Annotated in this window: 21 protein-coding genes; 6 read left to right on the top strand and 15 right to left on the bottom strand. The window is 60.5% G+C overall.

All coding sequences use genetic code 11. The features are described 5' to 3' along the window. Positions 1 to 13: 13 nt before the first annotated feature. Positions 14 to 676 carry a L,D-transpeptidase family protein gene (locus tag ACILSR_RS18660; RefSeq protein ID WP_395751310.1) on the top strand — a complete coding sequence of 221 codons (663 nt, stop codon included), beginning with the start codon at positions 14 to 16 and terminating at the stop codon, positions 674 to 676. Here ACILSR_RS18660 and ACILSR_RS18655 read toward each other — a convergent pair. Then, a complete protein-coding gene (locus tag ACILSR_RS18655) occupies positions 627 to 1,235 on the bottom strand; it encodes a cyclase family protein (RefSeq protein WP_395751309.1) in 609 nt (202 codons plus the stop codon). The two genes, ACILSR_RS18660 and ACILSR_RS18655, sit on opposite strands and share 50 nt — an antisense overlap. Positions 1,236 to 1,323: 88 nt before the next feature. Here ACILSR_RS18655 and ACILSR_RS18650 point away from each other — a divergent pair, with 88 nt between their 5' ends. Then, positions 1,324 to 2,673 (top strand): Gfo/Idh/MocA family protein, encoded by a 1,350-nt coding sequence (locus tag ACILSR_RS18650; protein ID WP_395751308.1) that lies wholly within the window; start codon positions 1,324 to 1,326, stop codon positions 2,671 to 2,673. A gap of 59 nt (positions 2,674 to 2,732) precedes the next feature. On the opposite strand, the gene ACILSR_RS18645 is transcribed toward ACILSR_RS18650, so the two are convergent. Next, on the bottom strand, positions 2,733 to 4,160 hold the full coding sequence (locus ACILSR_RS18645) for a DUF1501 domain-containing protein (protein ID WP_395751307.1): 1,428 nt from the start codon (positions 4,158 to 4,160) through the stop codon (positions 2,733 to 2,735). 144 nt (positions 4,161 to 4,304) lie between these two features. Here ACILSR_RS18645 and ACILSR_RS18640 point away from each other — a divergent pair, with 144 nt between their 5' ends. Both ACILSR_RS18640 and ACILSR_RS18635 read left to right on the top strand, forming a co-directional pair. Then, positions 4,305 to 6,215: a sulfatase-like hydrolase/transferase gene (locus ACILSR_RS18640; protein ID WP_395751306.1), complete on the top strand. Its 1,911-nt coding sequence runs from the start codon at positions 4,305 to 4,307 to the stop codon at positions 6,213 to 6,215. Positions 6,216 to 6,250: 35 nt separating this feature from the next. Next, positions 6,251 to 7,735, top strand: coding sequence for a sulfatase (locus ACILSR_RS18635; RefSeq protein ID WP_395751305.1), 1,485 nt, complete (start codon positions 6,251 to 6,253; stop codon positions 7,733 to 7,735). An 8-nt stretch (positions 7,736 to 7,743) separates the two neighbouring features. Here the strand turns inward: ACILSR_RS18635 and ACILSR_RS18630 are convergent, their stop codons facing one another. The 4 genes from ACILSR_RS18630 to ACILSR_RS18615 form a co-directional block, all read right to left on the bottom strand. Continuing rightward, the gene (locus ACILSR_RS18630) at positions 7,744 to 9,918 is read right to left on the bottom strand and encodes a M56 family metallopeptidase (protein WP_395751304.1); all 2,175 of its coding nucleotides are present in this window, start codon (positions 9,916 to 9,918) and stop codon (positions 7,744 to 7,746) included. Continuing rightward, the gene (locus tag ACILSR_RS18625) at positions 9,915 to 10,301 is read right to left on the bottom strand and encodes a BlaI/MecI/CopY family transcriptional regulator (RefSeq protein WP_395751303.1); all 387 of its coding nucleotides are present in this window, start codon (positions 10,299 to 10,301) and stop codon (positions 9,915 to 9,917) included. Before ACILSR_RS18625 ends, ACILSR_RS18630 begins: the two co-directional genes overlap by 4 nt. Before the next feature lie 105 nt (positions 10,302 to 10,406). Beyond that, positions 10,407 to 10,805 (bottom strand): thioredoxin family protein, encoded by a 399-nt coding sequence (locus ACILSR_RS18620; RefSeq protein ID WP_395751302.1) that lies wholly within the window; start codon positions 10,803 to 10,805, stop codon positions 10,407 to 10,409. Between the two features lie 64 nt (positions 10,806 to 10,869). Then, positions 10,870 to 12,159 carry a DUF2314 domain-containing protein gene (locus ACILSR_RS18615; RefSeq protein WP_395751301.1) on the bottom strand — a complete coding sequence of 430 codons (1,290 nt, stop codon included), beginning with the start codon at positions 12,157 to 12,159 and terminating at the stop codon, positions 10,870 to 10,872. A 201-nt stretch (positions 12,160 to 12,360) separates the two neighbouring features. Here ACILSR_RS18615 and tkt point away from each other — a divergent pair, with 201 nt between their 5' ends. Both tkt and ACILSR_RS18605 read left to right on the top strand, forming a co-directional pair. Continuing rightward, positions 12,361 to 14,337 carry a transketolase gene (tkt, locus tag ACILSR_RS18610; RefSeq protein WP_395751300.1) on the top strand — a complete coding sequence of 659 codons (1,977 nt, stop codon included), beginning with the start codon at positions 12,361 to 12,363 and terminating at the stop codon, positions 14,335 to 14,337. Between the two features lie 154 nt (positions 14,338 to 14,491). After that, positions 14,492 to 15,718, top strand: coding sequence for an MFS transporter (locus tag ACILSR_RS18605; protein ID WP_395751363.1), 1,227 nt, complete (start codon positions 14,492 to 14,494; stop codon positions 15,716 to 15,718). Here ACILSR_RS18605 and ACILSR_RS18600 read toward each other — a convergent pair whose 3' ends face one another. From ACILSR_RS18600 to ACILSR_RS18560, 9 genes are read right to left on the bottom strand one after another with little or no spacing between them, the layout of a single operon-like run. Next, positions 15,719 to 16,417 (bottom strand): hypothetical protein, encoded by a 699-nt coding sequence (locus tag ACILSR_RS18600; protein ID WP_395751299.1) that lies wholly within the window; start codon positions 16,415 to 16,417, stop codon positions 15,719 to 15,721. Beyond that, a complete protein-coding gene (locus ACILSR_RS18595) occupies positions 16,414 to 17,451 on the bottom strand; it encodes an SAM-dependent methyltransferase (protein WP_395751298.1) in 1,038 nt (345 codons plus the stop codon). Before ACILSR_RS18595 ends, ACILSR_RS18600 begins: the two co-directional genes overlap by 4 nt. 40 nt (positions 17,452 to 17,491) lie before the next feature. After that, positions 17,492 to 18,283, bottom strand: coding sequence for a DUF1295 domain-containing protein (locus tag ACILSR_RS18590; protein WP_395751297.1), 792 nt, complete (start codon positions 18,281 to 18,283; stop codon positions 17,492 to 17,494). Beyond that, entirely contained in the window at positions 18,273 to 18,773 is a 501-nt protein-coding gene (locus ACILSR_RS18585) for a DUF2062 domain-containing protein (RefSeq protein ID WP_395751296.1), read from the bottom strand. Before ACILSR_RS18585 ends, ACILSR_RS18590 begins: the two co-directional genes overlap by 11 nt. Continuing rightward, on the bottom strand, positions 18,770 to 19,102 hold the full coding sequence (locus ACILSR_RS18580; RefSeq protein WP_395751295.1) for a DUF1475 family protein: 333 nt from the start codon (positions 19,100 to 19,102) through the stop codon (positions 18,770 to 18,772). The genes ACILSR_RS18585 and ACILSR_RS18580 overlap by 4 nt, the downstream gene beginning before the upstream one ends. 3 nt (positions 19,103 to 19,105) lie before the next feature. After that, positions 19,106 to 20,386, bottom strand: coding sequence for a class I SAM-dependent methyltransferase (locus ACILSR_RS18575; protein WP_395751294.1), 1,281 nt, complete (start codon positions 20,384 to 20,386; stop codon positions 19,106 to 19,108). Next, complete coding sequence (locus ACILSR_RS18570) at positions 20,383 to 21,183, bottom strand: DUF1365 domain-containing protein (RefSeq protein WP_395751293.1); 801 nt, start codon at positions 21,181 to 21,183, stop codon at positions 20,383 to 20,385. The genes ACILSR_RS18575 and ACILSR_RS18570 overlap by 4 nt, the downstream gene beginning before the upstream one ends. Next, a complete protein-coding gene (locus ACILSR_RS18565) occupies positions 21,183 to 22,460 on the bottom strand; it encodes an NAD(P)/FAD-dependent oxidoreductase (RefSeq protein WP_395751292.1) in 1,278 nt (425 codons plus the stop codon). The genes ACILSR_RS18570 and ACILSR_RS18565 overlap by 1 nt, the downstream gene beginning before the upstream one ends. Then, positions 22,457 to 23,389 carry an acyl-CoA desaturase gene (locus ACILSR_RS18560; RefSeq protein ID WP_395751362.1) on the bottom strand — a complete coding sequence of 311 codons (933 nt, stop codon included), beginning with the start codon at positions 23,387 to 23,389 and terminating at the stop codon, positions 22,457 to 22,459. Before ACILSR_RS18560 ends, ACILSR_RS18565 begins: the two co-directional genes overlap by 4 nt. Positions 23,390 to 23,412 lie beyond the last annotated feature (23 nt).

Here is a 23,412-nt window from a genome sequence, read left to right as displayed (position 1 = left end):
CCATTTTAGTGCCATGCCTGCCAAAGTACTTTTCTATCTGCTGATTTCTGTGTGCCTGTCATCCTGCCAGTTCGGGAGAAAGCCACCTCCTGCGCCAGTTTTCAAACATCCGCGCTGGCACATCGATGAAGAACGCTGCGCCGCCGTGAAGCCCGGCAAGGTGCGCATGGACATCTCGCTGGCGAGCCAGAGCGCCCAGCTTCTTGATGAAAAGGACTGTGTGCTGGTGGAGATGGATGTGTCGCCTGGCCTGCCTGGACATGAGACACCGACCGGTAACTTCATCGTGAAGGAAAAACTGCCGCTCAAACGCTCCGATCTCTACGGGCAGTACGTCAAGACGGACAGCGGCGAGGTGGTGGTGGCACGCACGTGGGAGCACAGCGGACCGAAGCCCGCGGGCACGAAGTATCTCGGAATCGCCATGCCCTTCTGGCTGAGACTGACGGACGACGGCGTGGGCGTGCACGTGGGCGGTTTTGAGCGGGGGAACTGCACGAGCCACGGCTGCGTGCGCTGCCCCGAGGAGCCGCAGAAAAAATGCTGGGAGCTGTGCAAGCCGGGAGTGCGGGTGCACATTCATCACGGAGCGCACCCGGCGCCTTCGATGCTGGATCAGCCGCAGTCTAGCGAAGCACCACACGGCACGGAGCACCGTCCGCCCCCTCAAGCTTGAGCGGGAGACAGATCAGCTCGTAGTAGCCCGGTTTGATGTCGGCGAGATTGAGGCCTTCGATCACCCAAATGCCGGCACCGAGCATGATCTGGTGTGTTTCCACGCCGTCCTTGTTGAAGCCGCCGATGCTCAGGTAGTCCACGCCTACCGTGACCACACCTTGATCGACGAGGTACTGGGCGGCATCCGCACGGATGGAGACGAAGTCTTTGTCGAACTCGTCCATGGCCCAGCTACGAGTGGAGTTGCGTGTCTTGAAGAGGACGCGCTGGCGTGGGGCGATTTTGAGCTTTTTCAGATCCTCGACAGTGATTTGGTCCTCACAATCGAGTTCAAAGACCCGGCAGCGGCCGATTACGGGCTCCAGCGGCATCTGCTCCATGGTCATGCCGTCTGCCACGAAATGGCGGGGGGCATCCATGTGGGTGCCGGTGTGGGCGCTCATGGAGAGGTGGGTGAGATTGCACACCGCGCCCTCGTCCATGCTGACTACGCGTTTGATGTGGCACTCGGGGTCACCGGGCCAGTGCACCATGCCGTCGCGAAGGGGCACAGACACGTCTTTCCAAGGTCGTTTCATAAGGATCTATACGAGTTTGGGAGCAGAGTCTAAGCAAGAGCTTGCATTTATTTCACGTTTGCACGGAATGTCCCAGCCATCCTCCCTGCCTCGCCGCCAGTTTGTCAAAACCGCAGCCTCGGCAGTCTTTGGCTTCCAGTTTGTGCCGCGACACGTCATCGGCGGACCGGGGTTTACGCCGCCGAGCGAGAAGGTGAATCTGGGCTGCATCGGCATCGGGGGACAAGGGGGCGGTGACATCAGGGATCTGGATGACTCAGGCCTGGCCAACATCGTGGCGCTCTGTGATGTGGATCTGGACCACGCGGCGGGAACCATCAAAAAGTATTCAAGCGCGAAGCTGTACCGGGATTACCGCGAACTGATCGACAAGCAAAAGGACATCGACGCCGTACTCGTCGCCACGCCGGACCATGTGCATGCGCCGGCGAGCATTATGGCCATGCGTGCTGGACGCCATGTGTATGTGGAGAAGCCGCTGGCGCATACGATTGCCGAAGCCCGTGCGATGCGCGATGTAGCGGCGGAGACCAAACGCGTGACGCAGATGGGCAACCAAGGCCATGCGAGCGAGGGCATCCGCCTCACGCGCGAGTGGATCCAGGCCGGAGCCATCGGAAAAGTGACCGAGGTGCATGTGTGGTCCGACCGGCCAGGCAAGTTCTGGGATTCTCAAGGGAAGGCCTACCCGACCGACTCGCCGCCGGTGCCGAAGAATCTCGACTGGAACCTGTGGCTCGGCCCAGCCAAGGAACGCGCCTACCACCCGGACTTCTGCCCGCGCAAGTGGCGTGGCTGGTGGGACTTTGGCTGCGGCGCGCTGGGAGACATGGCGGTGCATAATGCCGACCCCGCCTTCTACGCACTGGATCTCGATGCCCCAGACTGGGTGGAAGCCGAGAACGGCCCGAACAACAATCAGTCGTATCCGGTTTGGAGCATCATCACCTACCATTTCCCTGCCAAAGGCGACCGCCCGGCGGTGAAGATGGTGTGGTATGACGGCGGCAAGCTGCCCCCGCGCCCCGAGGGCCTGGAGGAATCGCGCAACCTCGGCGACAATGGCATCTACTTTGTGGGAGAAAAAGGCTGCATCCTGGCGGGCGGCTGGTCTGGCACGCCGCGCATCGTGCCGGAGACGAAGATGCAGCAGTTCGTCATTCCCGCGAAGACGATCCCCCGCTGCCTCGCCGGCCACCGCAAGGAGTTCCTCGAAGCGTGCAAAACCGGCAACCCCCAGGATGCCAAGAGCGGCTTCTGGTATTCAGCTCCGTTCACGGAATCGCTGCTGGTGGGACTGCTGGCGGTGCGTTTTGGCAAACGCGTGGAGTGGGATGCGAAGGCGCTGAAGTCACCGAACACGCCGGAGGCGGATGCGATTATTCACAAGGCGTATCGGGCGGGGTATGGGATTTGAGTGCCTCGATGCCGGGCCGGATATTGGCTCTTTGAAATCACACAACCGGGGCGGTTGTGCTACGCCAGCATCTTCGTCACCAGCTCGCCAGCCACTCCCGTGAGCCGCATGTCGAGACCTTGGAAGCGCTGATTGAGCTTGGTGTGCTCAAAGCCCAGGAGGTGGAGCAGGGTGGCGTGGAGGTCGTGGACGTGGACGGGGTCTTCGGTGACGTTGAAGCCGAATTCATCGCTCTGGCCGAGGGTGAGGCCGGGCTTCATGCCGCCGCCAGCGAACCACATGCTGAAGCAGTTCGGGTGGTGATCGCGGCCATCGCTCCCGCCTTGGACCATTGGCGTGCGGCCAAATTCGCCTCCCCAGATGATGAGGGTGTCCTCCAGCAGTCCGCGCTGCTTGAGGTCGCGTACGAGCGCGGCACAGGGCTGGTCGGTGAGACCGCACTGCTGCTTGAGGCCGTTGACGAGGCCGCCGTGGTGGTCCCAGGCTTCGTGGAAGAGCTGCACAAAGCGCACGCCGCTTTCGATGAGGCGGCGGGCAAGGAGGCAGTTGTTGGCAAAGGAGGCCTCGCCGGGCTTGGCACCGTACATGTCGAGGATGTGCTTGGGCTCCTGGGAGATGTCCATCAGCTCCGGTGCCGTCTGCTGCATGCGGTAGGCGAGTTCAAAGCTGTTGATGCGGCTGGCGATCTCGGGATCTCCGACCACGCCGAGGCGTTCTTCATTGAGCTGCTTCAGGACATCAAGAGTGTCGCGCTGGGTGGCATCGCTGACGCCTTCGGGGTTGTTGAGAAAGAGGACGGGCTCGCCGCTGCTGCGGAAGGGGACGCCCTGATACACGGTGGGCAGGAAGCCGCAGCCGAAGTTGCTCATGCCGCCGCTGGGGCCTTTTTGCCCGCTTTGCATGACGACGTAGCCGGGCAGGTCCTGATTCTCCGTGCCGAGGCCGTAAAGCGTCCACGCGCCGAAGCTGGGGCGGCCAAAGATCTGCGACCCAGTGCTCATCAAAATCTGGCCCGGCGCGTGATTGAAGGCGTCCGTTTTCATGGAGCGCACAATCGTGAGATCATCGGCGATCTTAGCCGTGTGCGGCAGCAACTCGCTGAGCTCCGTACCGCTCTGGCCATGGCGGGCAAATTTGAACTTGGGCCCGAGCAGCTTGCTGTTCGGATTGATGAAGGCGGCGCGGTAGCCCTTGAGCAAGTCCGCTGGCGGCAGCTTGCCGTCCCACTTGGCGAGCTCGGGCTTGTTGTCGAAGAGTTCCAGATGGCTCGGCGCACCGCCCATGAAGAGGTAGATCACGCGCTTTGCCTTTGCGGGATAGTGCGCCTTCTTCTGCGCCAGCGGGCTCACCGGCGCCGCAGCCGTGGCTGTGCGCGACATGAGATCCGCCGCAGCGATGCTGGCCAGGCCCACGCCGCAATCTTTGAAAAACCAGCGGCGGGTGCGGTAGCGGGCGTATTCGGCCTGGAGTTCGTGGCGGAGAGTCATGACGGGGGATTGACGCATAGAAATCGCTGATTGGCCATGCCGTCTATCCATGCCAGCGGCGCAGCACAATCCAGGCGGCGGGTTTGTCCATGCAGGCTCATTCATGTGAAGGATCGGGCCTTCCACCATCGTTCCACCCGCCCCATGAAGCTCCTCAGCCTCTTCCTATCCTCATTGCTCGCGGTTTCCGCAGTCGCCGCAGACCGCCCGAACATCCTCTGGCTCACCAGCGAGGACCACGGGCCGCACATGGGCTGCTATGGAGACACGTATGCCGACACACCGAATGTGGATGCGCTGGCGGCGAAGGGCATGCTTTTCAAGCATGCGTGGTCCTGTGCGCCGGTTTGCGCGGCGGCGCGCACCACCATCATCACAGGCATGTATTCCCCCTCCACCGGCGGGGAGCACATGCGCAGCATGGTGGCCATGCCGAAGGGCACGAAGATGTATCCGCAGTTTCTGCGTGAAGCAGGCTACTACTGCACGAACAACAGCAAGGAGGACTACAACCTGCAAAAGCCCGAGGGCGTGTGGGACGAGTCCTCCGGGAAGGCAAGCTGGAAAAACCGCAAGGATGGGCAGCCGTTTTTCGCCATCTTCAATGAGACCTGCAGCCACGAGAGCCAGCTCCGCAAACGCCCGCACGTGGCGATTCATGATCCTGCCAAAGTGCGTGTGCCGGCCTACCATCCAGATACTCCCGAAGTGCGGCAGGACTGGGCGCAGTATTATGACCAGGTGACGCTGGCGGATGCCTCTGCGGGCAGACGCTTGAAGGAAATCGAGGAGGCTGGTCTCGCTGAGGATACGATCGTGTTTTACTATGCGGACCATGGCAGCGGCATGCCACGCAACAAGCGCTGGCCCTGCAACTCCGGGCTGCAGGTGCCCATGGTCGTCTATTTCCCGCCGAAGTGGAAGCACCTGGCACCGAAGGAATACGGTGCCGGAGTGAAGTCAGACCGCCTCGTGAGCTTTGTGGATCTCGCGCCGACGCTGCTGAGCCTTATCGGCGTGCAGCCGCCGGAATGGATGCAGGGGCATGCTTTTGCGGGCAAGTTCCAGACTGAACTGCAGTCGTATGTCTATGGGTTCCGCGGCCGCATGGACGAGCGCTATGACTGCGTGCGCAGCGTGACGGACGGCCGCTTTGTCTATCTGCGCAATTACATGCCGCACCTTTCCCAGGGCCAGCACGTGAACTACCAGTTTGAAACTCCCAGCACGCGTGTGTGGCGGCAGCTTTATGACGCAGGCAAACTCACGCCAGAGCAGTCGATCTTCTGGAAGGTGCCGAAGGATCCTGAGGAACTCTACGACCTGCAAAGCGACCCCGATGAAGTGCACAATCTCGCGTCCCGCCCCGAGCATGCGGACACGCTGGCAAAAATGCGCGCTGCGCAGGAAGGGCTGGCGCTGAAAATCCGTGATGCCGGCATGGTCTCCGAAGGGGAAATGCACCACCGCCCCGAAGGCACGACGCCGTATGACATGGCTCATGATGACAAGCTCTATCCGCTGGCCCGCATTGTGAAGGCTGCTGGTGCCGCCTCTTCCATGAAGCCGGATGCCATCGCAGATCTGAAGGCCGGATTTGCCGACAAGGACAGCGCCATCCGCTACTGGTCAGCCATGGGCATCCTCATGCGCGGCAAGGATGGCGTCGAGGCAGCGCGACAGGAATTGACCGCAGCCGCCCGCGACAGCTCCACCTATGTCGCCGTCGTCGCCAACTGGGCGCTCGCCAAATACGGCAACGACTATGACCGGCCCGCCGCGTTGACCAAGCTCGTCAATCTCGCCAACTGGAGCGAGCACGACGTCTTCACCTCAATGAGCGCGTTGAACGCCATCGGCGATCTCGGTGACAAGGCCAAACCCGCGGCCGAACAGCTCAAGGCGCTGCCAGCGAAAGGAGAATCTCCTGACGGACGCTTCAGCGGCTACGTGGCGCGCCTGCTAGGGGATCTAAGAGGCGAAAAGGTCGCCGGAGGTGATGCGGAGGGTGCGCCGGAGCCGAACAAGAAGGCGCGAAAAAAGGGGAAGAAGTAGTCTTCAATTTCGCCTCCATTGTGTTTGCCCCTGCCATGTCTCTGCCTCGTCTCCTAGCCTGCCTGCTTCTCCTCGTCAGCCCTGCTGCTGCTTCTCCTAATGTCATCCTCTTCATTGCGGATGATGTGAGCTGGAATGATCTTGGCTGCTACGGAAATGCGGCCGCGCGCACGCCGAACATCGACAAGCTCGCAGCCAAGGGGCGTCGTTTTGACGAGGCGATTCTGGTGGCCAGCAGCTGCAGCCCCAGCCGCTCCAGCGTCATCACGGGACGTTATCCGCATAACAATGGGCGGGCGTCGGAGCTGCACCAGCCCATCGCCGCGCATCTGCCGTGGTTTCCGCGTCTGTTGCGTGAGTCGGGATGGTACACCGCCCTGGTGGGGAAGCACCACATGACCTCAGACAAGCCTGCCGCAGGCGAGCAGCCGCAGCCCGAGCCCTTTGACCTCGTTGACGCGGGCAATGCTCCAGGCAACAAAGGCGGCCACGCCACCTGGGTGAAAACCGTGCAGGAGCGCCCGAAGGACAAGCCGTTCTTCTTCTGGTTTGCCTCCCTGGATGCGCACCGCGCGTGGGATGCGGACAAGGACTGGAAGGAAGATCTTTACGGCCCGAAGCACGATCGCTCCAAGGTCGTCGTGCCTCCGTATTTGAATGACGATGCCGCCACGCGCGATGACCTGGCGTCCTACTACAACGAGATCACGCGCTGGGATTACTTCATTGGACTGGTGGTGGCGGAGCTGGAGAAGGAAGGGGTGCTGGATGACACGCTCATTCTCATCATGGCTGACAACGGCCGCCCCTTTCCACGTGCCAAGACAAGGCTGCATGATTCCGGCATGAAGACACCATTTGTCGCGCACTGGCCCAAAGGCATCAGCAAAGCGGGCACTCCGACACAAAGCCTCATCAGCAGCATCGACATCGCGCCGACCATTCTCTCGCTCGCCGGTGTGAACGTGCCAGCGACGATGCAGGGACTGAGCTTTGCGCCCGTGCTGGCAGATCCGGCGGCCACGACACGGAAATACGCCTTCTCCGAACACAACTGGCATGACTATGAGGCGCATGGCCGCTCCGTGCGATCGGAGGGGTTTCTGTACATCGTCAATTCGCGCCCGAACCTCGCCTGGCAGGGTCCGGCGGATTCGGTGCACTCGCCCTCATTTCAAAGCCTGCGCGCCGTGCGGGATGCCGGAAAGCTCACCCCGCCACAGGCGGATGTCTTCCTGGCCCCGCGTCCAGCGGTGGAACTCTACCGCACCGACGCCGACCCGCTGCAGCTCAACAATCTTGTCGATGATCCGAACTACGCCTCGGTGAAACAGCGGCTCGCCAAAGCCATGGACGAATGGACTGCGGCCACGGGAGACTCCGTGCCGGCGAACCTCTCCAAGGACTCTTTTGATCGTGAGACCGGCGACAAATTGAAGCTCAAGGAAGCCGACTATCGCGGCACGCCAGCAGGATGGGACAGAGATGCCGCTCACATCAATGCTCCAGGGCCGCGGTAAGCCCGTTCTCAGGCCGGGGACTTTGCCGGCTTGCCGGCCTTGGGTGCAGACTTCGGAGTGGTGTCTTCCACGGATGTTTTCGGTTCACTCTTCCAGAGTTTCCAGATGGGAATGAGTCCGCTTTGCATGACTGCGGTGGCCGGTCTGGCACGCTCCTGGATCGCAACGAAGTCCGCACTGCCGCCGGAGACCGGATGGTGTTGCAGCTGACGCGTGAGCTCTTCGTAAGCTGCTTTGGCGACGTTTGCCTGCCTTTCAAGCTTCGAATACTGGGCGATCTTTGAACCCAGCTCCAGCGCCTCAGCTTCTTTCTCGGCCAGCTGCTCTTTGAGCACCACCACTTTGCGGCGAGTGTCCTCCGCCCTTTCATTCATCTCGTCCCGGAGGGGGTCCAGCAGGGCTTTGAGCAGGTAGCGCGCTTTGTCCGTCTTCGCTTTCGCCTCATCGACCAGCGGATGATCCTGCTTGTGCGTTTCGAGCAGGTATTTGAGTTCATTCTCCAGCCGGCGAAGTTCGCTTTGAGTCTGGACATAATCCTTCTCCGTCTGGGTCATCGGCTGCTTCTCGGCAGTTCGGGTCTGGGCAATTGTGACGGAGGCAGGGATGTTGTGCAAGGCCATCTCCTGCTCCTGCAGGATCCGCTGCTGATCCTGCAGCTGTGTTCTCAGCGTGTTCAGGAGGGTGGCCACCGTGTTGCTGAGATTGGTTATGGAAACGATGCTGCTGGCTCTGCGAAATTCTTCCAGCTCGCTGAACTGTTTTTCCATGGTCGCCTGCGCATCCTTGGTTTCCAGCATGAGCTTATGCATGTCCTTGCCCGCACGCTGCTCCAGAATGGACTGCCGCAGCGCCAGGAATTCATCCAGCAAGGCATCCAGAAACAGCCGTGCATATGTCTTGTCCTCACTGAGCGCGTGAACCCTAAACATGGTGGAGCCCTTGACTTGTTCCGCGTGGATTTCCACGTCCCTGTCCTTGAGATCCGGATTCAAGGCCCTGACCCGCTCGAGAGCACGGCGTTTGATCTCGGTGGATTCGACGGTTTCAATGATCGTGCCGTAAAAATCTGCCAGCCGGCTTTGCCATTCCGGACCAGCATCGGCAGGCGTTCCCGCCACCAGCTTTGCCTCGCTTTGATAAACCGGCGTCCTCGGTTTGAACTCCACCCTCGTCGCCGCCAGAACGGCCAGCACGACGGCCACGAGCGCGATCAAGCTCATCGCACCCATGCCGATGCGCCCGCGCCAGCGGCTGGCCTTCATCAGCTCCCGCACACGGTTCTGCACGGACTCTCCGCCAAACATCGTCACGCCCGGCATGCCGCGGAGGCGGGAGGGCAGCCCTGCAGCGATCTCCACCAGGGTCCGCGCATACTCATGCGTGCTGCCTTCGGCGATCACGGCGGCATCATCGGCCGCGTGTTCGGTTTCAGTCCGCAGACTGCGCCAGGCAAGCCACGCCAGAGGCTGCCACCACCAGAGGCAGACGCTAAGCTGCGCCAGCCAGTGCCAGGCCACGTCCGTGCGCTGGAGGTGCGCCAGCTCATGCCGCAGCACTGCGCGCAAGCGAGTGTCATCCCATGCATGCGCTTCCGGCACCAGCCAGATCACAGGGCGCCTCCAGCCGGAAAGCATGGGCGTGCGCAAGCGCTGCGCCACACGGCAGTCAAGGCCGGGCGGAGCATTCAACTGCCGCAGCAGGCGCAGCACTGGCTCCGGTGCTGGTACGCTGTGTTTTCGCAGCCAGATCATACCGGCGGCCGCGGTCGCCACACGCCAGCACAGCAACACGATGGCAGCCCCAAGCCAGAGCCGGATCCCCTCCCGATCCATGAATTTCGCCGTGCTTTGCCAGATGCTTTTTTGCGGCAACACCAGGACGGGACTTTCTTGCAGGATCGGCGTCTCGATGCTCGGAGGTTCCTGCAGTGGCACGCGCCACTCCACCACGGCCACGGGAGGTGCCGCCTCCGGCATCAAGCGCCAGACAGCCACCACCAGCAACACCGCCAGTGTGATCCTCCAGACAACACTGCGCGCACGCGCCGAACGGCGCTGCAACTGCAAGGCGACAGCCCAAGCCACCAGCACCACCGCCGAACTGGTGAGAAAAGCCGACATCAGCAGGCCGAGATTGGGATTGCGCGTGAGAAAGCGCAGCAGGTCTTCCATCAAGTCATTCATGATTCACGTGCCTCCTCGATGAGTTGAATAAGCTTTTCAGCCTCCTCCTTGGAGAGCTTCACGTTTTTCTGCCCCAGCAACGCGAGCGCCGCTTCGCCCGCGGAGTTTTCAAAGAAGCGGCTCACAAAACTCTGCAAGGCGCTGACCCGTGCTTTTTTAGGAGAAACGGGCAGCGAAAACCAGTCGCGGCCGTCCGCCTGTGTTTTGATGAGAAGCTCCCGCTCCACCAGCAGCCGCAGGATGGAGCGCACGGCCGAATAGGTCGGCGCTTCGGGCAGCTTTTCCTCAATCTCACGAGCGGAGACCCGCCCATGCTTCATCACGATTTCGATCACCTGCCGCTCGCGGCGGCTGAGCTCATTGGAATGTTTGTCGTTCCACATGGGTGCTGATTTTTCAACAGGATGCGGCCGGAGTCAAGCCTGCATGTTGAAATTTCAGCAGGTGTCGGCAGGACGGTCCCATTCACTCGCCCGCATCCTCGTAGTTTACAGACCCAGCAGCTGCCGCATCCGCTCTTTCGGGATGCCGCCGACTTCACGCCCGGTTTCGCGTCCTGATTTGAAGGCGATGAAGGCGGGTATGCCACGCACACCGTGCTCACGGGCCAGCGTGGGGTTTTCATCCACATTGATGCGGATCACGACCGCCTTGCCCTTCAGCTCCTGGGCCAGTTCATCCACCATGGGGCCGACGACTTTGCAGGGGCCGCACCAGTCGGCATAGAATTCCACCAGCACTGGAACCTTGGCCGTGCGCACCGCACTGATGGAGGTGGTGCTGCCTGCTCCTCCCCCGGAGGCCGGACGCAGCATGTCAAAGGCGATCCAGCCGACGTACAGCAGGATGGCTCCGGCAATCCAGAGTGGGATGTTTCCTTTGTTCACGCGGTACCATCCGGGGCAGACTGAGATCTGGCAAGCCCGGATGAATCCATTTCTGACCAGCCGCTCAGTCCTCCCGTTTCTGCTTCGCGGCCTGCGCAATGGCCTGCTGGGTGAAATTCCCCAGCGGATTTCCTTCGGCATCCGGACAGACCCAGTCGGACACATCCGCCACGGCCACCTCCACCTGCGATCCCATCTTCAGCTTGGTGCTGTGCATGGGGTGGTTGATGAGGTTGCCATGGATGTATTCGGGCTCCAAACCAAAGACCTGCAGCCACATGTGCTCCACCCTGCCATTCTCACCAGTAAAAGGAGCCTTCACGATGAAGCGTTCATCATCGGGCTGGCGGTCCTTGAAAACGGCGGCAAATTCCGGCCAGCGCCGCCGCGCCTCGGCAATGGCATTGGCGATCGCATCTCCATCTGGCACGCCGATGACGGGCGCCTTGACCTCTTCCCGCAAGGCGTCCAGCGGCGAATCACCGCACAGCATTTTTTCGAGTTCGGGAGACCAGAGATTGAAGAAGTGATGCTGCGGACACAGGATTGCCATGACATCGTCATCGGCGAGCATTGAAACAGCTTTTCCGATCAGACGATAGGCCTGATCCTGATCCAATTTGGAATCACTGACGCGCATGAGATCCACCGCCAGCCAGGAGCTGTGATCGCGGATGACTTCCGCAAAACGCAGATTCGGCACGCGCGCCGCCATCTCCGCAGGCTCATCAAAATAAGGGGTGTCACGATTGTGCACCATGAACATGGCGAAGGTGGGCATGCGCACCATGACGAGAAACAACGGATTGTCCCCGGCGACGAAACCGTCCGCCGTCTCCGCATCTTCTTTCCCGGCGACGATTCGCAGCCCCCAGGCTTCAGAAAGGGCGTTCGCCAGCACCTGCGGCTCCAAATAGCGCTGCTGCCGGCGCAGGTGCACAAGGGAGATGATGGGCTTTGAGTCTTCGTCATCATCCGATTTCTCCTGATCCGGATGGGCCTTGTCGTTCCCGATGAGATCTTCGTCGACGTCATTGTTGGGATTGGTCCAGAGCTGATAAGCAACCCAGCCATAAATGAAGCTAAACAGCGCCTGCTTCCAGGCGAACTCGCGAGCGAACAGCCCGTAGGCTTTGAAGCCGGAAATCCAGATCATCATGGCCGTGCCGACCAGACGCGTCCACCGCAGCCGAATGAGCAGACCGAGTGCGGTCACCGCCATGAGAGCCCCCACGATTTTGGAGGCTTGATTGTGCATCCACGTGCCGACCATCACCCAGGCCCAGGCGTGAAACCCCAGCAGCAGGGCGGCACACGTCCAATTCGAGCCAAGCCAGTTAAAGATTTTTTTCATCTTCCTCCTTTTGTCACGCCTCCGGCCATGGGGGCAAGTCCTTTTGCACCCAGTGTGGCGGGCCCTCCGCTGATCCCCCCCTGCGTCCGATTCCTCCCAGTTTTCGACCTTGAAACCCACCCCTGCACCGGTAAGGAAGACATCCCGCGCCTGGCCGCATCTGGCGCGCATCCCGACCCTTACTGATCCAGAAACCTCTACATGAACAACACCCTCCTCGCTCAAGCTGCCAACGAAGCCCGTGGTCTCGCCATGGATGCCGTGCACAAGTGCTCCTCCGGCCACCTCGGCCTGCCCCTCGGCTGCGCTGAAATCGGCGCCGTCCTTTTCGGCCAGAATCTCCAGTGCGACCCCGCCGATCCGAAATGGCTGAACCGCGACCGCTTCATCTTGAGCGCCGGCCACGGCTCCATGTTTATCTACTCCTGGCTGCACCTGAGCGGCTATGATCTTTCCATTGAGGAAGTCTCCAAATTCCGCGTGATGGGCAGCCACACCCCGGGCCATCCGGAGTCCTTTGAGACCGTCGGCGTGGAGTGCACCACCGGCCCTCTGGGCCAGGGCATCGGCAATGCGGTGGGCTTTGCCCTCAGCGGCAAAATGGCGGCGGCGAAGTACAACACGGCCGAGCACACCATCCTCAGCAACCATATCATCGCCCTCGCTGGCGACGGCTGCCTGCAGGAAGGCGTGGCGCGCGAGGCGGTGGCCTTTGCCGGACACAACAAGCTGGACAACCTCATCCTCATCTATGATTCCAACGATGTGACGCTGGACGCCATGGCCAAGGTCACGCAGGACGAGGACACCGCCGCCATCTACACCGCCATGGGCTGGGATGCCGTGACGATCCCGGGCAATGATCTCGATGCGATCCTCTCCGCTCTCGAAACCGCCAAGAAGAACGACAACGGCAGGCCCAAGATCATCATCGCCCGCACGCTGATCGGCAAAGGCATCCCCGAAGTGGCCGGCACTGCCAAGGCCCACGGCGAAGGCGGCGCGAAGTTTGTGGACTCCGCCAAGAAGGGCCTCGGCCTGCCCGAAGGCACCCACTTCTATGTGAGCGACGAGGTGAAGGCCTACTTTGCCGACCTGAAGAACAAGCGCGCCGCCATTCACGGCGAGTGGAACAAAGTCTTCCTCGCCTGGAGCGCCGCCAATCCGGAACTGGCCAAACAGCTCGACGCCGCCCGTGCGCACAAGCAGAGCGCTGCAGACCTGCTGAAACTCATCCCCGAATATCCTGCCGAAGGCAAGGCCGCCACCCGCAACAGCGGCGGCGAGATCCTGAACCACCTGGCCAAGGCCATCCCCTACCTCGTGACTGGCAGCGCCGACCTCTTCGGCTCCACGAAGAACTACATCAAGGACGGTGGCGACTTCAGCCCCACCAATCCGACCGGCCGCAACATCTGGTTCGGCATCCGTGAGCACGCCATGGCTGCCATCTGCAACGGCATGGCCTATGACGGTCTCTTCCTCCCCAGCGGCGCGACCTTCCTGGTCTTCGCCGACTACTGCCGCCCGAGCATCCGCCTGGCTGCGCTCTCCCGCCTGCCTGTGACCTACATCTTCACGCACGACTCCGTGGGCGTGGGTGAAGATGGCCCGACCCACCAGCCGGTGGAAACCGTGAGCGGCCTGCGCGTGATCCCAAATCTGGACGTCATCCGTCCTGGAGACGCAGAAGAAGCAGCCGCTGCCTTCGCCTCCGCCTTCAGCCGGAATGACGGCCCCACGCTCCTCGCCCTCAGCCGCCAGGACCTGCCACATCAAGGCTCTGCCAGCGCTGCGACTCGCCGCGAAGGTACGCTCAAGGGTGGCTACATCCTCGTCAAGGAAACCGCTCCGCTGGAGGCCATTGTGCTCGCCACGGGTTCTGAAGTGCAGCACGCCGTCGCAGGCGCCAAGGGCAAGCCCGGCGTCCGCGTCGTCAGCATGCCCTGCTTTGAGCTCTTTGACCGCCAGTCCGAAGAATACCGCAAGGAAGTGCTGCCTTGCTCCTGCAAGAAGCGCGTCGCTATCGAAGCCGGTGTCTCTGCCCTCTGGTGGAAGTATGTGGGCTGCGAAGGCCAGATCATCGGCATCGACCGTTTCGGCATCAGCGCACCCGGAGACCAGGTCTTCAAAAAGCTCGGCATCACCGGCGAAGCCGTGGCCGCCGCGCTGGCGTAAACCGAACTGCTCCACAACAGCATCGAAAACTCACGAAGAGAGGCTGGAGACAGCCTCTCTTTTTTGTCTGCACGTCCCCCATCGGGTGAACAGCGTAAATCTTTTGAGCATATCCATGAAAGCACATGAAGAAGGGAGGTCGAGGCATGACACGATGATCGAGGATCAATCCCCTTATGCTGCCGCTGCGGCAGCAGCCCCCAAGGAGACCGTCTTTGCTCTGCTGTTTGCCATCAGCTTTTCCCACCTGCTGAATGACACCATCCAGGCCCTGCTTCCGGCCATTTATCCGGTGCTCAAGGACTCTTACAGACTCACCTTTTCCCAGCTCGGACTCATCACCCTGACTTTCCAGGTCACGGCCTCGCTGCTGCAGCCGCTGGTAGGCTACATCACCGACAAACGGCCCCTGCCCTACTCTCTGCCTGTCGGCATGGGCTTGACCTTGGTCGGCCTGCTGGCGCTCTCTCGGGCGCACAGCTACCCCGCTATTCTGCTGGCCTCCGGCTTGGTCGGCTCAGGCTCCGCCATCTTTCACCCGGAGGCTTCACGCATTGCCCATATGGCCGCGGGGAAACGGCGCGGTCTGGCGCAATCCTTGTTTCAGGTGGGTGGCAATGCGGGGTCCTCCATCGGCCCCCTGCTGGCGGCATGGTTAATCGTGCCGCACGGGCAGGCGGCTCTGTCGTGGTTCTCCCTCGTCGCCATGCTGGGCGTCTTCCTGCTGTGGCAGATCGGCCTCTGGCAGGCGCGGAATCTGCACCGCATCCAGCGCAAATCCGCGCACACTTCCGCAGCCGCGCAGGTCCGCCCTTCATCCCGCAGGGTGGCCTTTGCCATGGTCATCCTGGTCCTCCTGATCTTCTCGAAGTACGTCTATCTCGTCAGCCTGAGCAATTACTACACCTTCTACCTCATGGAGCGCTTCCACGTCTCCGTGCAGACCTCGCAGTATTACCTCTTCCTGTTTCTCTTCGCAGTGGCCGTGGGCACCATTGTGGGCGGGCCGGTGGGGGATCGCATCGGGCGCAAGCGCGTCATCTGGTTCTCCATTCTCGGGGCCGCGCCCTTCTCGCTGTGGCTGCCACATGCTGGGCTGGCGCTCACGGCCGCGCTCACCGTCATCGTCGGCCTCATCCTGGCCTCTGCCTTCTCCGCCATCCTGGTGTATGCGCAGGAGCTCATGCCAGGAAAGGTGGGCATGATTGCGGGCCTGTTCTTTGGCCTTGCCTTCGGCATCGCCGGCATCGGCTCTGCTGTGCTGGGTCACCTGGCCGACCGCCATGGCATCAACTTCGTCTTCCACTTCTGCGCCTTTCTGCCGCTGCTGGGACTGCTGACGGCCTTTCTGCCCGAGGTAGAAAGCGAGGCCGGAAGGTGATCACAAATCCGCCAGTGTCTTCCTGCCGCGCTCCTTCGTCTCCGGATCATCGCGATCACGGTTTGGCATCGCGAGACCCTTCTCGATGTACCTCCGCGCTTCCTCCTTGCGTCCCATCAGCGCATAGGTGCGGCCGAGTTCCACCTGGTGAACGTCATAGGATGCGCTGGGCAGAGCACCATAGACGACCTTTGCCAGGGCGCGGGTCACACCGCCGATCTGGGCCAGTTCCTGGTTCCAGCGGCCCAGCAGATGCCACGCGAAGTCATCCTTGGGATTGAGCTTCGCCGCCAGTCCTGCTTCGGTCTTGATCTTGCTCGAGGCCTCAATGGCTTCCTTGTTTCCTAGCAGCGGCGAAAGCTTGCCCAGGCAGATGGCCACCGCGAGGTGCGGGTCTGACTCCTTCGGCGCCAGCTTCACGGCACGCTCCGAATAATCGAGCGCCGTGCGTCCTGACTTGAGCTGCTCGGAGTTGGAAGACAAGTTCGCCATGCGGTACACATACTGCCGTGCGATCTTCACAAGCAGCGAAGCATCGTTCGGATTGAGCTTTTCGGCAGGCAGATAAGCCTCCAGCGCAGCCTCGGGCTTGAACCTAGCATCAGAGGCATCGCCCTGTTTCACGAGTTCATTGAAATCAGCGGCCAGGGCGTGGCCCGCCAAAAGCATGACCGCAGAGGCTGTGAGCATCGTTTTCATGGTTTGATAAAGCGGTAGTGTGAAACGATCCATTCCTCGCCGCCGCGGTAGCCCCAGAGCTCAGCGCAGGCCAGGAAAAACAGGCGCCACCAGACCCACCACTTGGTGACTTGGTCCTTGCCATAGGTCTCGGCAAACAGCGGCAGAATCTCCGCCTTGTGCGCGTCCATGTTGGCCAGCCAGGCTTCGCTCGTTTTTGAATAGTGCTGGCCGCTGACGCACCAGTGGTCTTCGATTTTGAGGTCGTCCTGGAAGTAGAGAAGGAGGTCATCACTCGGCATCTGACCGCCCGTGAAGAAATACTTGGCCATCCAGTCATCGTCACTGCGGACTTCATAATGGTAGGCATACTCGCGATGCGTGAAGATGTGCACGAAGAGCTTGCCGCGTGGCTTCAGCCAGATGGACACACGGCGCAGAAGTTCCTGGTAGTTCTTCATGTGCTCAAACATTTCCACTGAGACGCAGCGATCGAAGACACCCGCCCCCACGCCTTCAAAGTGGATCATGTTTGCGGTGATGATCGTCAGGTTTTTCAGCCCGCGCTTTTCCGCCTCTGCGTCGATGAAAAGCTTCTGTGTGCGGGAATTGGAAACACTGGTGATCTGCGCGTTTGGGTAATGCTCCGCCATCCAGAGCGAGAGCGAGCCCCAGCCGCAGCCGAGTTCCAGGATGCGCTGCCCATCCTCCAGTTCAGCGCGCTCACAGGTCAGCGCCAGCATGGCCGCCTCAGATTCATCAAAGGTCGTTCGCTCATCCGGCCAGTAGCCGGAGCTGTATTTCAAATGCTTGCCGAGCACGAGCTGGTAGAAGCGCGTGGGCACCTCATAGTGCTGCTGGTTGGCCTCGTCCGTGGCGATGGCCACCGGCATCTGCTTGAGGTCCTGCACATAGCGCATCAGCGCGGCGCGCTGCGCTTCAGCAGTGGGCTGCCTGTTCTCCCGCAGCGTCTCGGCCAGCCGCTGGCGGATGCCGATCCGGATCATGGTGTCTGGCAGGATGTTCCTGGCGAGGATGGCGTTGATGGTGCTCATACGGGTGTGCTTGTTGTGCGATGTTCGATGCGGGTTGGATTCAGCTTTTTGGCGGCCATGGCACAAAGGCGCTCGTGGTGCGCTGGTATTCGCGGTAGGCGTCTCCTTTGGACTTCACCGAACATTCCTCCGTGAGCGGAATGCCGGTGACGCACAGCAGGAAATACAAGATCATCGCCGGTGCATACACCGTGGCCCAGCCCCACGGCGAACCGCAGGCAAACAGCCAGAAGCCCCACCACACCACCGACTCGAAGAAGTAGTTCGGGTGCCGCGACCAGCGCCACAGCCCCACCTGGCACACCTTGCCCTTGCTGGCGGAATCGGCTTTGAACTTCTGCATTTGCGCATCGCTCAAAGCCTCGCCGCAGATGCCGACGAGCCACACTGCCGCACCGGCAATTTCGATGAGATTCAGCTGAGGAGCAGGGTTCAAACACGCCAGCAGCACAGGCACTGAGAGCAGCACGATGAGCACCGCCTGTGCTTGAAAGAAAAAGAAAAAGCTCTTTGCCAGGCCGCCCTGCCACTTCTCCCGCAGCACCACGTAGCGCACATCTTCGTGCGGATGATGACGTTTAACCCGGAAGAAAAGGTAGGTTCCCAGCCGCAGGCTCCACAGCGCACCCATCATTACCGCCATGATTTTTCGCTCCGTGAATCCCCCTCCCATCACCACATAAACCGGTGCGATGACCGCCAGCGAATAGGACCAGGTAACATCCACAAAACTGAAATTATTCAGTTTCAGGCTGAGCAGCCAGGTCAGAGTAAACAGCACGAACGCCACCGCCGTGCCGACGCCGATCAAGAGCCAGAAGTCATGCATCATGGTGCGCAAAGGGAAGATGTTTAGAGAGTCGTTCGACCAGCGGCCGGCTGATGAAATAAACCACGGCGAGAAGCACCGGCGCGATCAGCAGCCACACCACCACGCCATAAAGACCAATCATGCCGAAGTCCTTCATGAACTGCCACGGGGCGGCAAAGAAGCGCTCCATCATCATGGGAATGGAAAGCGGCACATGCTCCACACCGAACAACGATTCTCCCGCGCGCATGAAAAGTAGAATCGTGGCAAGCTGAACCGGATACACCAGCTGCAGAAACACCTGCAGCACCGGCTGATTGAGCTTCAGCCAAATGCCAATCCCCAGCCCGAGCAGCGTCGTCGTGCCAAGCAGCGGAAACACACCCGCCGTCACTCCGAACGCGATGGCCTGCGCTATTTTCGCAGGCGTTGTGCCTTGCTTTAGCTGTACCACCACCGGCTTCACCACCCAGCGACGCCACAAAGATTCGCGCTGGAGGGTTTCACTCATGGTCGGCGCAGCAGGAGGTCTTCCATACGTGCATTTGCAGGCACGCGGAAAAGTTGGATGAGCATGTAAACCGCCATGGCGATGTTGCCGAGCAGCAGAGTACCCAACAGCCACCCAATGCGGCCCAGCCATGACCGCTCTTTGTAAGCCACCCAGCAGTAAAACGTGAGAAAGGCCCAGTAGGTGTCAAACAATGTGGCGATAAACCACGGATGTCCGCCCACCGATCCTGGAATATCCCACAGCGGACACTGCATCGAGGCCCAGCTTGTGACGCAAAGCATGGACACCAGCACAATGGTGAAGAAGACTCGAAGAAACCAGATCATGGATCAAAAAGCCTGATGCAGGGTTGGGTTGTTTGGTCGTGTGTACACGGCCTGCACCACGCTGATGTTCCGCGTGGCAAAAGCGGCCTCGCAGTATTGCAGGTAGTAGTTCCACTTGCGGATGAAACGGTCGTCAAAGCCCAGCGCCTTCACCTCGGCGGCCTTGGCGTTGAAGCGCTCAAACCACAGGCGCAGCGTCTTCGCATACGAGGCGCCGAGATCTTCCAGGCCATGCATGAACATCTCGCTGGTACGGTTGATCGCCTCATTCACACGTCCTACACTGAGCAGCAGGGAACCCGGGAAGATGTGCTTTTGAATCCAGTCCACGCCTTTGCGCAGATCCTTGTGCTGGCAGTCCGCCACGGTGATCATCTGAAAGGCCAGCAGCCCCTCGGGCTTCAAGACTTCGGCACACTTGGCAAAGTAGGTCTCCAGATACTTGTCTCCCACAGCCTCAAGCATTTCGATGGATGCGATTTTGTCGAACTGCCCGGTGATGTGCCGGTAGTCCTGCAGCCGGATTTCGACCTTGTCGGACAGCCCCTCACGCGCCACGCGCTCAGTCGCATATTTGTGCTGCTCCTGGGAAATGGTGACGGCAGTGACGCGGCAGCCATGGTTTTTCGCCGCATGGCAGGAGAAGCCGCCCCAGCCGCAGCCGATTTCAAGCACATGATCTCCCGGCTTGAGCTGGAGCTTCTGGCACAGCGCCTCATATTTCGAATGCTGCGCCTCGGCCAGCGGCTGGCCTGCACGCTCAAAACGCGCGGCGGAGTACGTCATCGTTTCATCGAGCCAGAGAGAGTAGAACTCATTTCCCAGATCGTAGTGCTCGGCGATGTTCCTCCGGCTGGTGGTCACGCTGTTAGGTCGCAGCAGATGATGCACGCGATTCACAAAGTTCAGCAAGTTAACGAAGGCCACCTTGCCGGAGGAGGCCCGGCCGCCCTGCGTTTTGGAGAGATTCAGGATGAACCACTCAATCACGGCCGCAATGTCATCAGTGTCCCAGTCGCCATCCACGTAGGCCTCACCGAAGCCAACATTGCCAAACAGCGCGCAGCGTTTGAAGAAGTCGCGGGTGCGAATGCGCAGCTCGGCGGTGACCGGCGCACCTTGTTCTCCCAGCACATGAGCGCGCCCGTCTGGATGCACCATGCGCAGACCTCCATGGACGAAAGGTTTCAATGAAAGCATGAAAAGCCGCTCGTAGAAGCCCGGTTTCGCAGCCGCTGGCGTGATGACCGGAAGCTCAGTGTCGCAGGTGATGGTGTCGTTCATGGCTTGTAGGATGAGATGGATGCGTGAGGGCGCAGCACTCCGCGCTGGAGTCCGGCATTGTCTGATTTGCGGTGCCAGGGAATGCGCTTGATCCACAGCAGCAGGGCATGCCAGTGGATGAGAAAAATGACGCGCAGCGTGAGCAGGGGATACTTCACCGCACAGAGCAGCAGCGCACCATCCGTGAGCGGTCGCTGCTTGCCGACGAGCGAAGTGAGAAGCATCCGGTCATCCTCACGCCGGTCATCGATGTGAATTTCCAACTTCTCATCTGGCACCTGCAGTTTGAAATCAAAACTCAGATCAAGCGCGAAAAATGGCGACACGTAAAAATGCTTCGGTGTGACGAGGCGGAAGCGCCTGGGCTGGTCGCACTCCTTTAAGACATAAGGCTTTTGCTCATGAAAAGTATTGGTGACCTCCGCCACCGCACACACCGGCTCACCAGCGGCATCAAAGGCGTAGTAGAAGCAGACGGGATTGAAAATGTAGCCGAGCACCCGGGGAAACGTGAGCAGTCGGATGCTCGCGATGCATGCCGTGTCCACCTGGTTGTCCGCCAGAAATTTCAGAATGTTCGCCTTCACATCTCCCGCACCCAGATCGAGATGATCCCGGTCATAAAACGAAAAAAGGTTGAAGCGGTTGCGGCTGAAGCAGCGAAGCTTTGCGGAGAGATCGTCGATGGCATCAAGATCTAGCCACAGGTAGAACACATTGTAATGGAACCGGTGCACCTTCGGCTTTAACCGGTGGTGCATCACCGCACATTCGTAGATGGCGGATTCGGTTTGCATCACCACGGCTCCTTTCCGAGAAGATCGCGACACAAGGAAACAGCGGATCCAAACGCATCCTCATGGAAGCCATAGCGGAAGTAGCTGCCGCAGAAGTAGGTGCTCTGATCTTGGGAAATTCGGTTCAGCTCAGGCAGTCGCATCTGCGCATCTATCGCAGCGAGGTCAAACAGCGGATGCTCGTAGTTGATTCGCTTCAGCACTTTGTCCGGGGCAATTTCTTCCGCTGCATTGATCGCCACAAAGTAGTTGGTTTGCTCGGACACACCCTGAAGGCTGTTCATCCAGTAGTGGGTGCTCGGCTCGATGCCGCCGCCCGGCAGGGATTTGATGCGGTAGTTCCACGAGGCCCAACACTTCTTCGTGCGCGGCATGAAGCTTTCGTCCGTGTGCAGCGTGGCAATGTTGGGCTGATATTTGAAACAGCCGAGCAGCTCGCTTTCCAGAGCCGTCGGCTCTGCGAGCATGCGCAGGGACTGATCCGCATGACTGGCAAAGATGACCTTGTCGAAGACCTCGGCATCGCCATCACGCGGGATCACCTTCACTCCATCCGCACTCCTCTCCACGCGGACCACGGGAGCGCCCAGTCGAATGCGCTCTTTAAACGGGGCGGTCAGTTTCTTCACATAAGAGCGCGCACCATCTGTCACCGTGCGCCAGGGATGCTGCGTGTGCAGGCCTAGGAATCCGTGATTATGCCAGAAGTGGATCAACGTCAGCGCGGGAAACTCCAGCATCAGCTCCGGCGGCGTGGACCACACAGCAGAGCCCATGGGGATGATGTAGAGATTGAGAAAATCAGCGCCGTAGCCACGCGCCGCCACATACTCACGCAACGTCATGCGGGCAAAACGTGCGTCATCCAGCGCTGCCACCGCCTCCGCATTGAAGCGGTTGATCTGGAGGATGAACTTCCAGAAGCGCGGGCTCAAGAGATTGCGCCTCTGGCCGAACAGATGGTTCAGCGAAGTGCCGTTATACTCAATGCCGCTTTGCAGATGCGCCACGCTGAAGGACATCGAAGTCGGCTTCGTGGCCACATCCAGTTCTTTAAAGAGGCGGCTCAGCAGCGGGTAGGTCACGTAGTTGAAGACCATGAATCCCGTGTCCACCGGCAGCTCACGCCCCGCTTCGTTCACCGTCACCGTGTTGGTGTGCCCGCCCGCGTAGTCGTTCTGCTCAAAGATCGTCAGATCATATTGCGAGTGCAGAAAGTGCGCGCAGCCGAGGCCGGCTACTCCCGTTCCGATGATGGCCAGGCGTGGACGTTTCATGCGCCTTGGCTTTGTTTGAGTTGTTCAGCCTCCCGATACACGCTCGGCGGCACCTCCTTCAGGTCCCAGATCAGACCCATCCATGAAAGCATCTTGAGCGCATAATAGGACACATCGATTTCCCACCAGAAGAACCCCTGGCGTGCCGAGCCGGAATAGCGGTGGTGGTTGTTATGCCATCCCTCCCCCAATGTCAGAAGGGCCAGCAGCAGGCTGTTGCGGCTGTCATCTTCGGTCTTGAACCTCCGCGAGCCAAACACATGCGCCAGGGAGTTGATGAAAAAGGTCGCATGAAGCAGGGCCGTTGTGCTGATGAAAAAGCCCCACACAAACATCTGGGGCCCGTTTGTCCCCAGCCCAGGCGCATGGCGCTCCAGCAGCCAGCCCGCAAGCCAGAGGAGCGCGCCATAAAGCAGCGGCACCATCTGATCATGCCGGTTCAGAAAAACCAGCTCAGGGAAACGCTCCAGATCCCGGATGCGGCTGTAGTCCGTGGGGAAATTTTTGGGGCTGGTGAGCCAGCCGATGTGAGACCAGATGAAGCCGCGCATCCGTGGCGAGTGCGCATCCGGCGTCTCGTCCGAATGCTGGTGATGGTGCCGGTGCACGGAGGCCCACCACAGCGCCCCGCGCTGGCATGAGGTGTTTCCCAGCACGGCAAACAGGAACTGCATCCAGCGCGAGGTGCGGAAGCTGCGGTGAGAAAAGTACCGGTGGTAAAAGGCTGTGATGGCAAACATGCGCACCGCATACAGCAGCAGTGCCGCCACCAGCGCCGCCCAGCTGAAGCCCACCCAAAACACCGCCAGGCAGCCGGCGTGCAAAACGATGAAAGGCAGGCAGCGCCTCCAGTCGATGCCGTCCGGCAGGTGCTCGTCACCTTTCCAGCCCGGCGGGCGATAGTCAGAGTCATGCCACTGCCGCAGCATCACCGCGATCTGCGAGAAGATGT

Source organism: Prosthecobacter sp. (assembly GCF_044222565.1).
Taxonomy (GTDB): domain Bacteria; phylum Verrucomicrobiota; class Verrucomicrobiia; order Verrucomicrobiales; family Verrucomicrobiaceae; genus Prosthecobacter.
The sequence above is the reverse complement of the archived record's forward strand: the minus strand, read 5'-3'. Positions and strand labels throughout refer to the sequence as shown.

Coding starts and splice junctions, on each gene's coding strand:
- ACILSR_RS18615 (WP_395751301.1), bottom strand. CDS start 12,159: ATGAAAAAAATCTTTAACTGGCTTGGCTCGAATTGGACGTGTGCCGCC.
- ACILSR_RS18645 (WP_395751307.1), bottom strand. CDS start 4,160: ATGACTCTCCGCCACGAACTCCAGGCCGAATACGCCCGCTACCGCACC.
- ACILSR_RS18650 (WP_395751308.1), top strand. CDS start 1,324: ATGTCCCAGCCATCCTCCCTGCCTCGCCGCCAGTTTGTCAAAACCGCA.
- tkt (WP_395751300.1), top strand. CDS start 12,361: ATGAACAACACCCTCCTCGCTCAAGCTGCCAACGAAGCCCGTGGTCTC.
- ACILSR_RS18595 (WP_395751298.1), bottom strand. CDS start 17,451: ATGAGCACCATCAACGCCATCCTCGCCAGGAACATCCTGCCAGACACC.
- ACILSR_RS18600 (WP_395751299.1), bottom strand. CDS start 16,417: ATGAAAACGATGCTCACAGCCTCTGCGGTCATGCTTTTGGCGGGCCAC.
- ACILSR_RS18580 (WP_395751295.1), bottom strand. CDS start 19,102: ATGATCTGGTTTCTTCGAGTCTTCTTCACCATTGTGCTGGTGTCCATG.
- ACILSR_RS18605 (WP_395751363.1), top strand. CDS start 14,492: ATGATCGAGGATCAATCCCCTTATGCTGCCGCTGCGGCAGCAGCCCCC.
- ACILSR_RS18640 (WP_395751306.1), top strand. CDS start 4,305: ATGAAGCTCCTCAGCCTCTTCCTATCCTCATTGCTCGCGGTTTCCGCA.
- ACILSR_RS18630 (WP_395751304.1), bottom strand. CDS start 9,918: ATGAATGACTTGATGGAAGACCTGCTGCGCTTTCTCACGCGCAATCCC.
- ACILSR_RS18560 (WP_395751362.1), bottom strand. CDS start 23,389: ATGCTGCGGCAGTGGCATGACTCTGACTATCGCCCGCCGGGCTGGAAA.
- ACILSR_RS18570 (WP_395751293.1), bottom strand. CDS start 21,183: ATGCAAACCGAATCCGCCATCTACGAATGTGCGGTGATGCACCACCGG.
- ACILSR_RS18635 (WP_395751305.1), top strand. CDS start 6,251: ATGTCTCTGCCTCGTCTCCTAGCCTGCCTGCTTCTCCTCGTCAGCCCT.
- ACILSR_RS18625 (WP_395751303.1), bottom strand. CDS start 10,301: ATGTGGAACGACAAACATTCCAATGAGCTCAGCCGCCGCGAGCGGCAG.
- ACILSR_RS18660 (WP_395751310.1), top strand. CDS start 14: ATGCCTGCCAAAGTACTTTTCTATCTGCTGATTTCTGTGTGCCTGTCA.
- ACILSR_RS18565 (WP_395751292.1), bottom strand. CDS start 22,460: ATGAAACGTCCACGCCTGGCCATCATCGGAACGGGAGTAGCCGGCCTC.
- ACILSR_RS18575 (WP_395751294.1), bottom strand. CDS start 20,386: ATGAACGACACCATCACCTGCGACACTGAGCTTCCGGTCATCACGCCA.
- ACILSR_RS18585 (WP_395751296.1), bottom strand. CDS start 18,773: ATGAGTGAAACCCTCCAGCGCGAATCTTTGTGGCGTCGCTGGGTGGTG.
- ACILSR_RS18590 (WP_395751297.1), bottom strand. CDS start 18,283: ATGATGCATGACTTCTGGCTCTTGATCGGCGTCGGCACGGCGGTGGCG.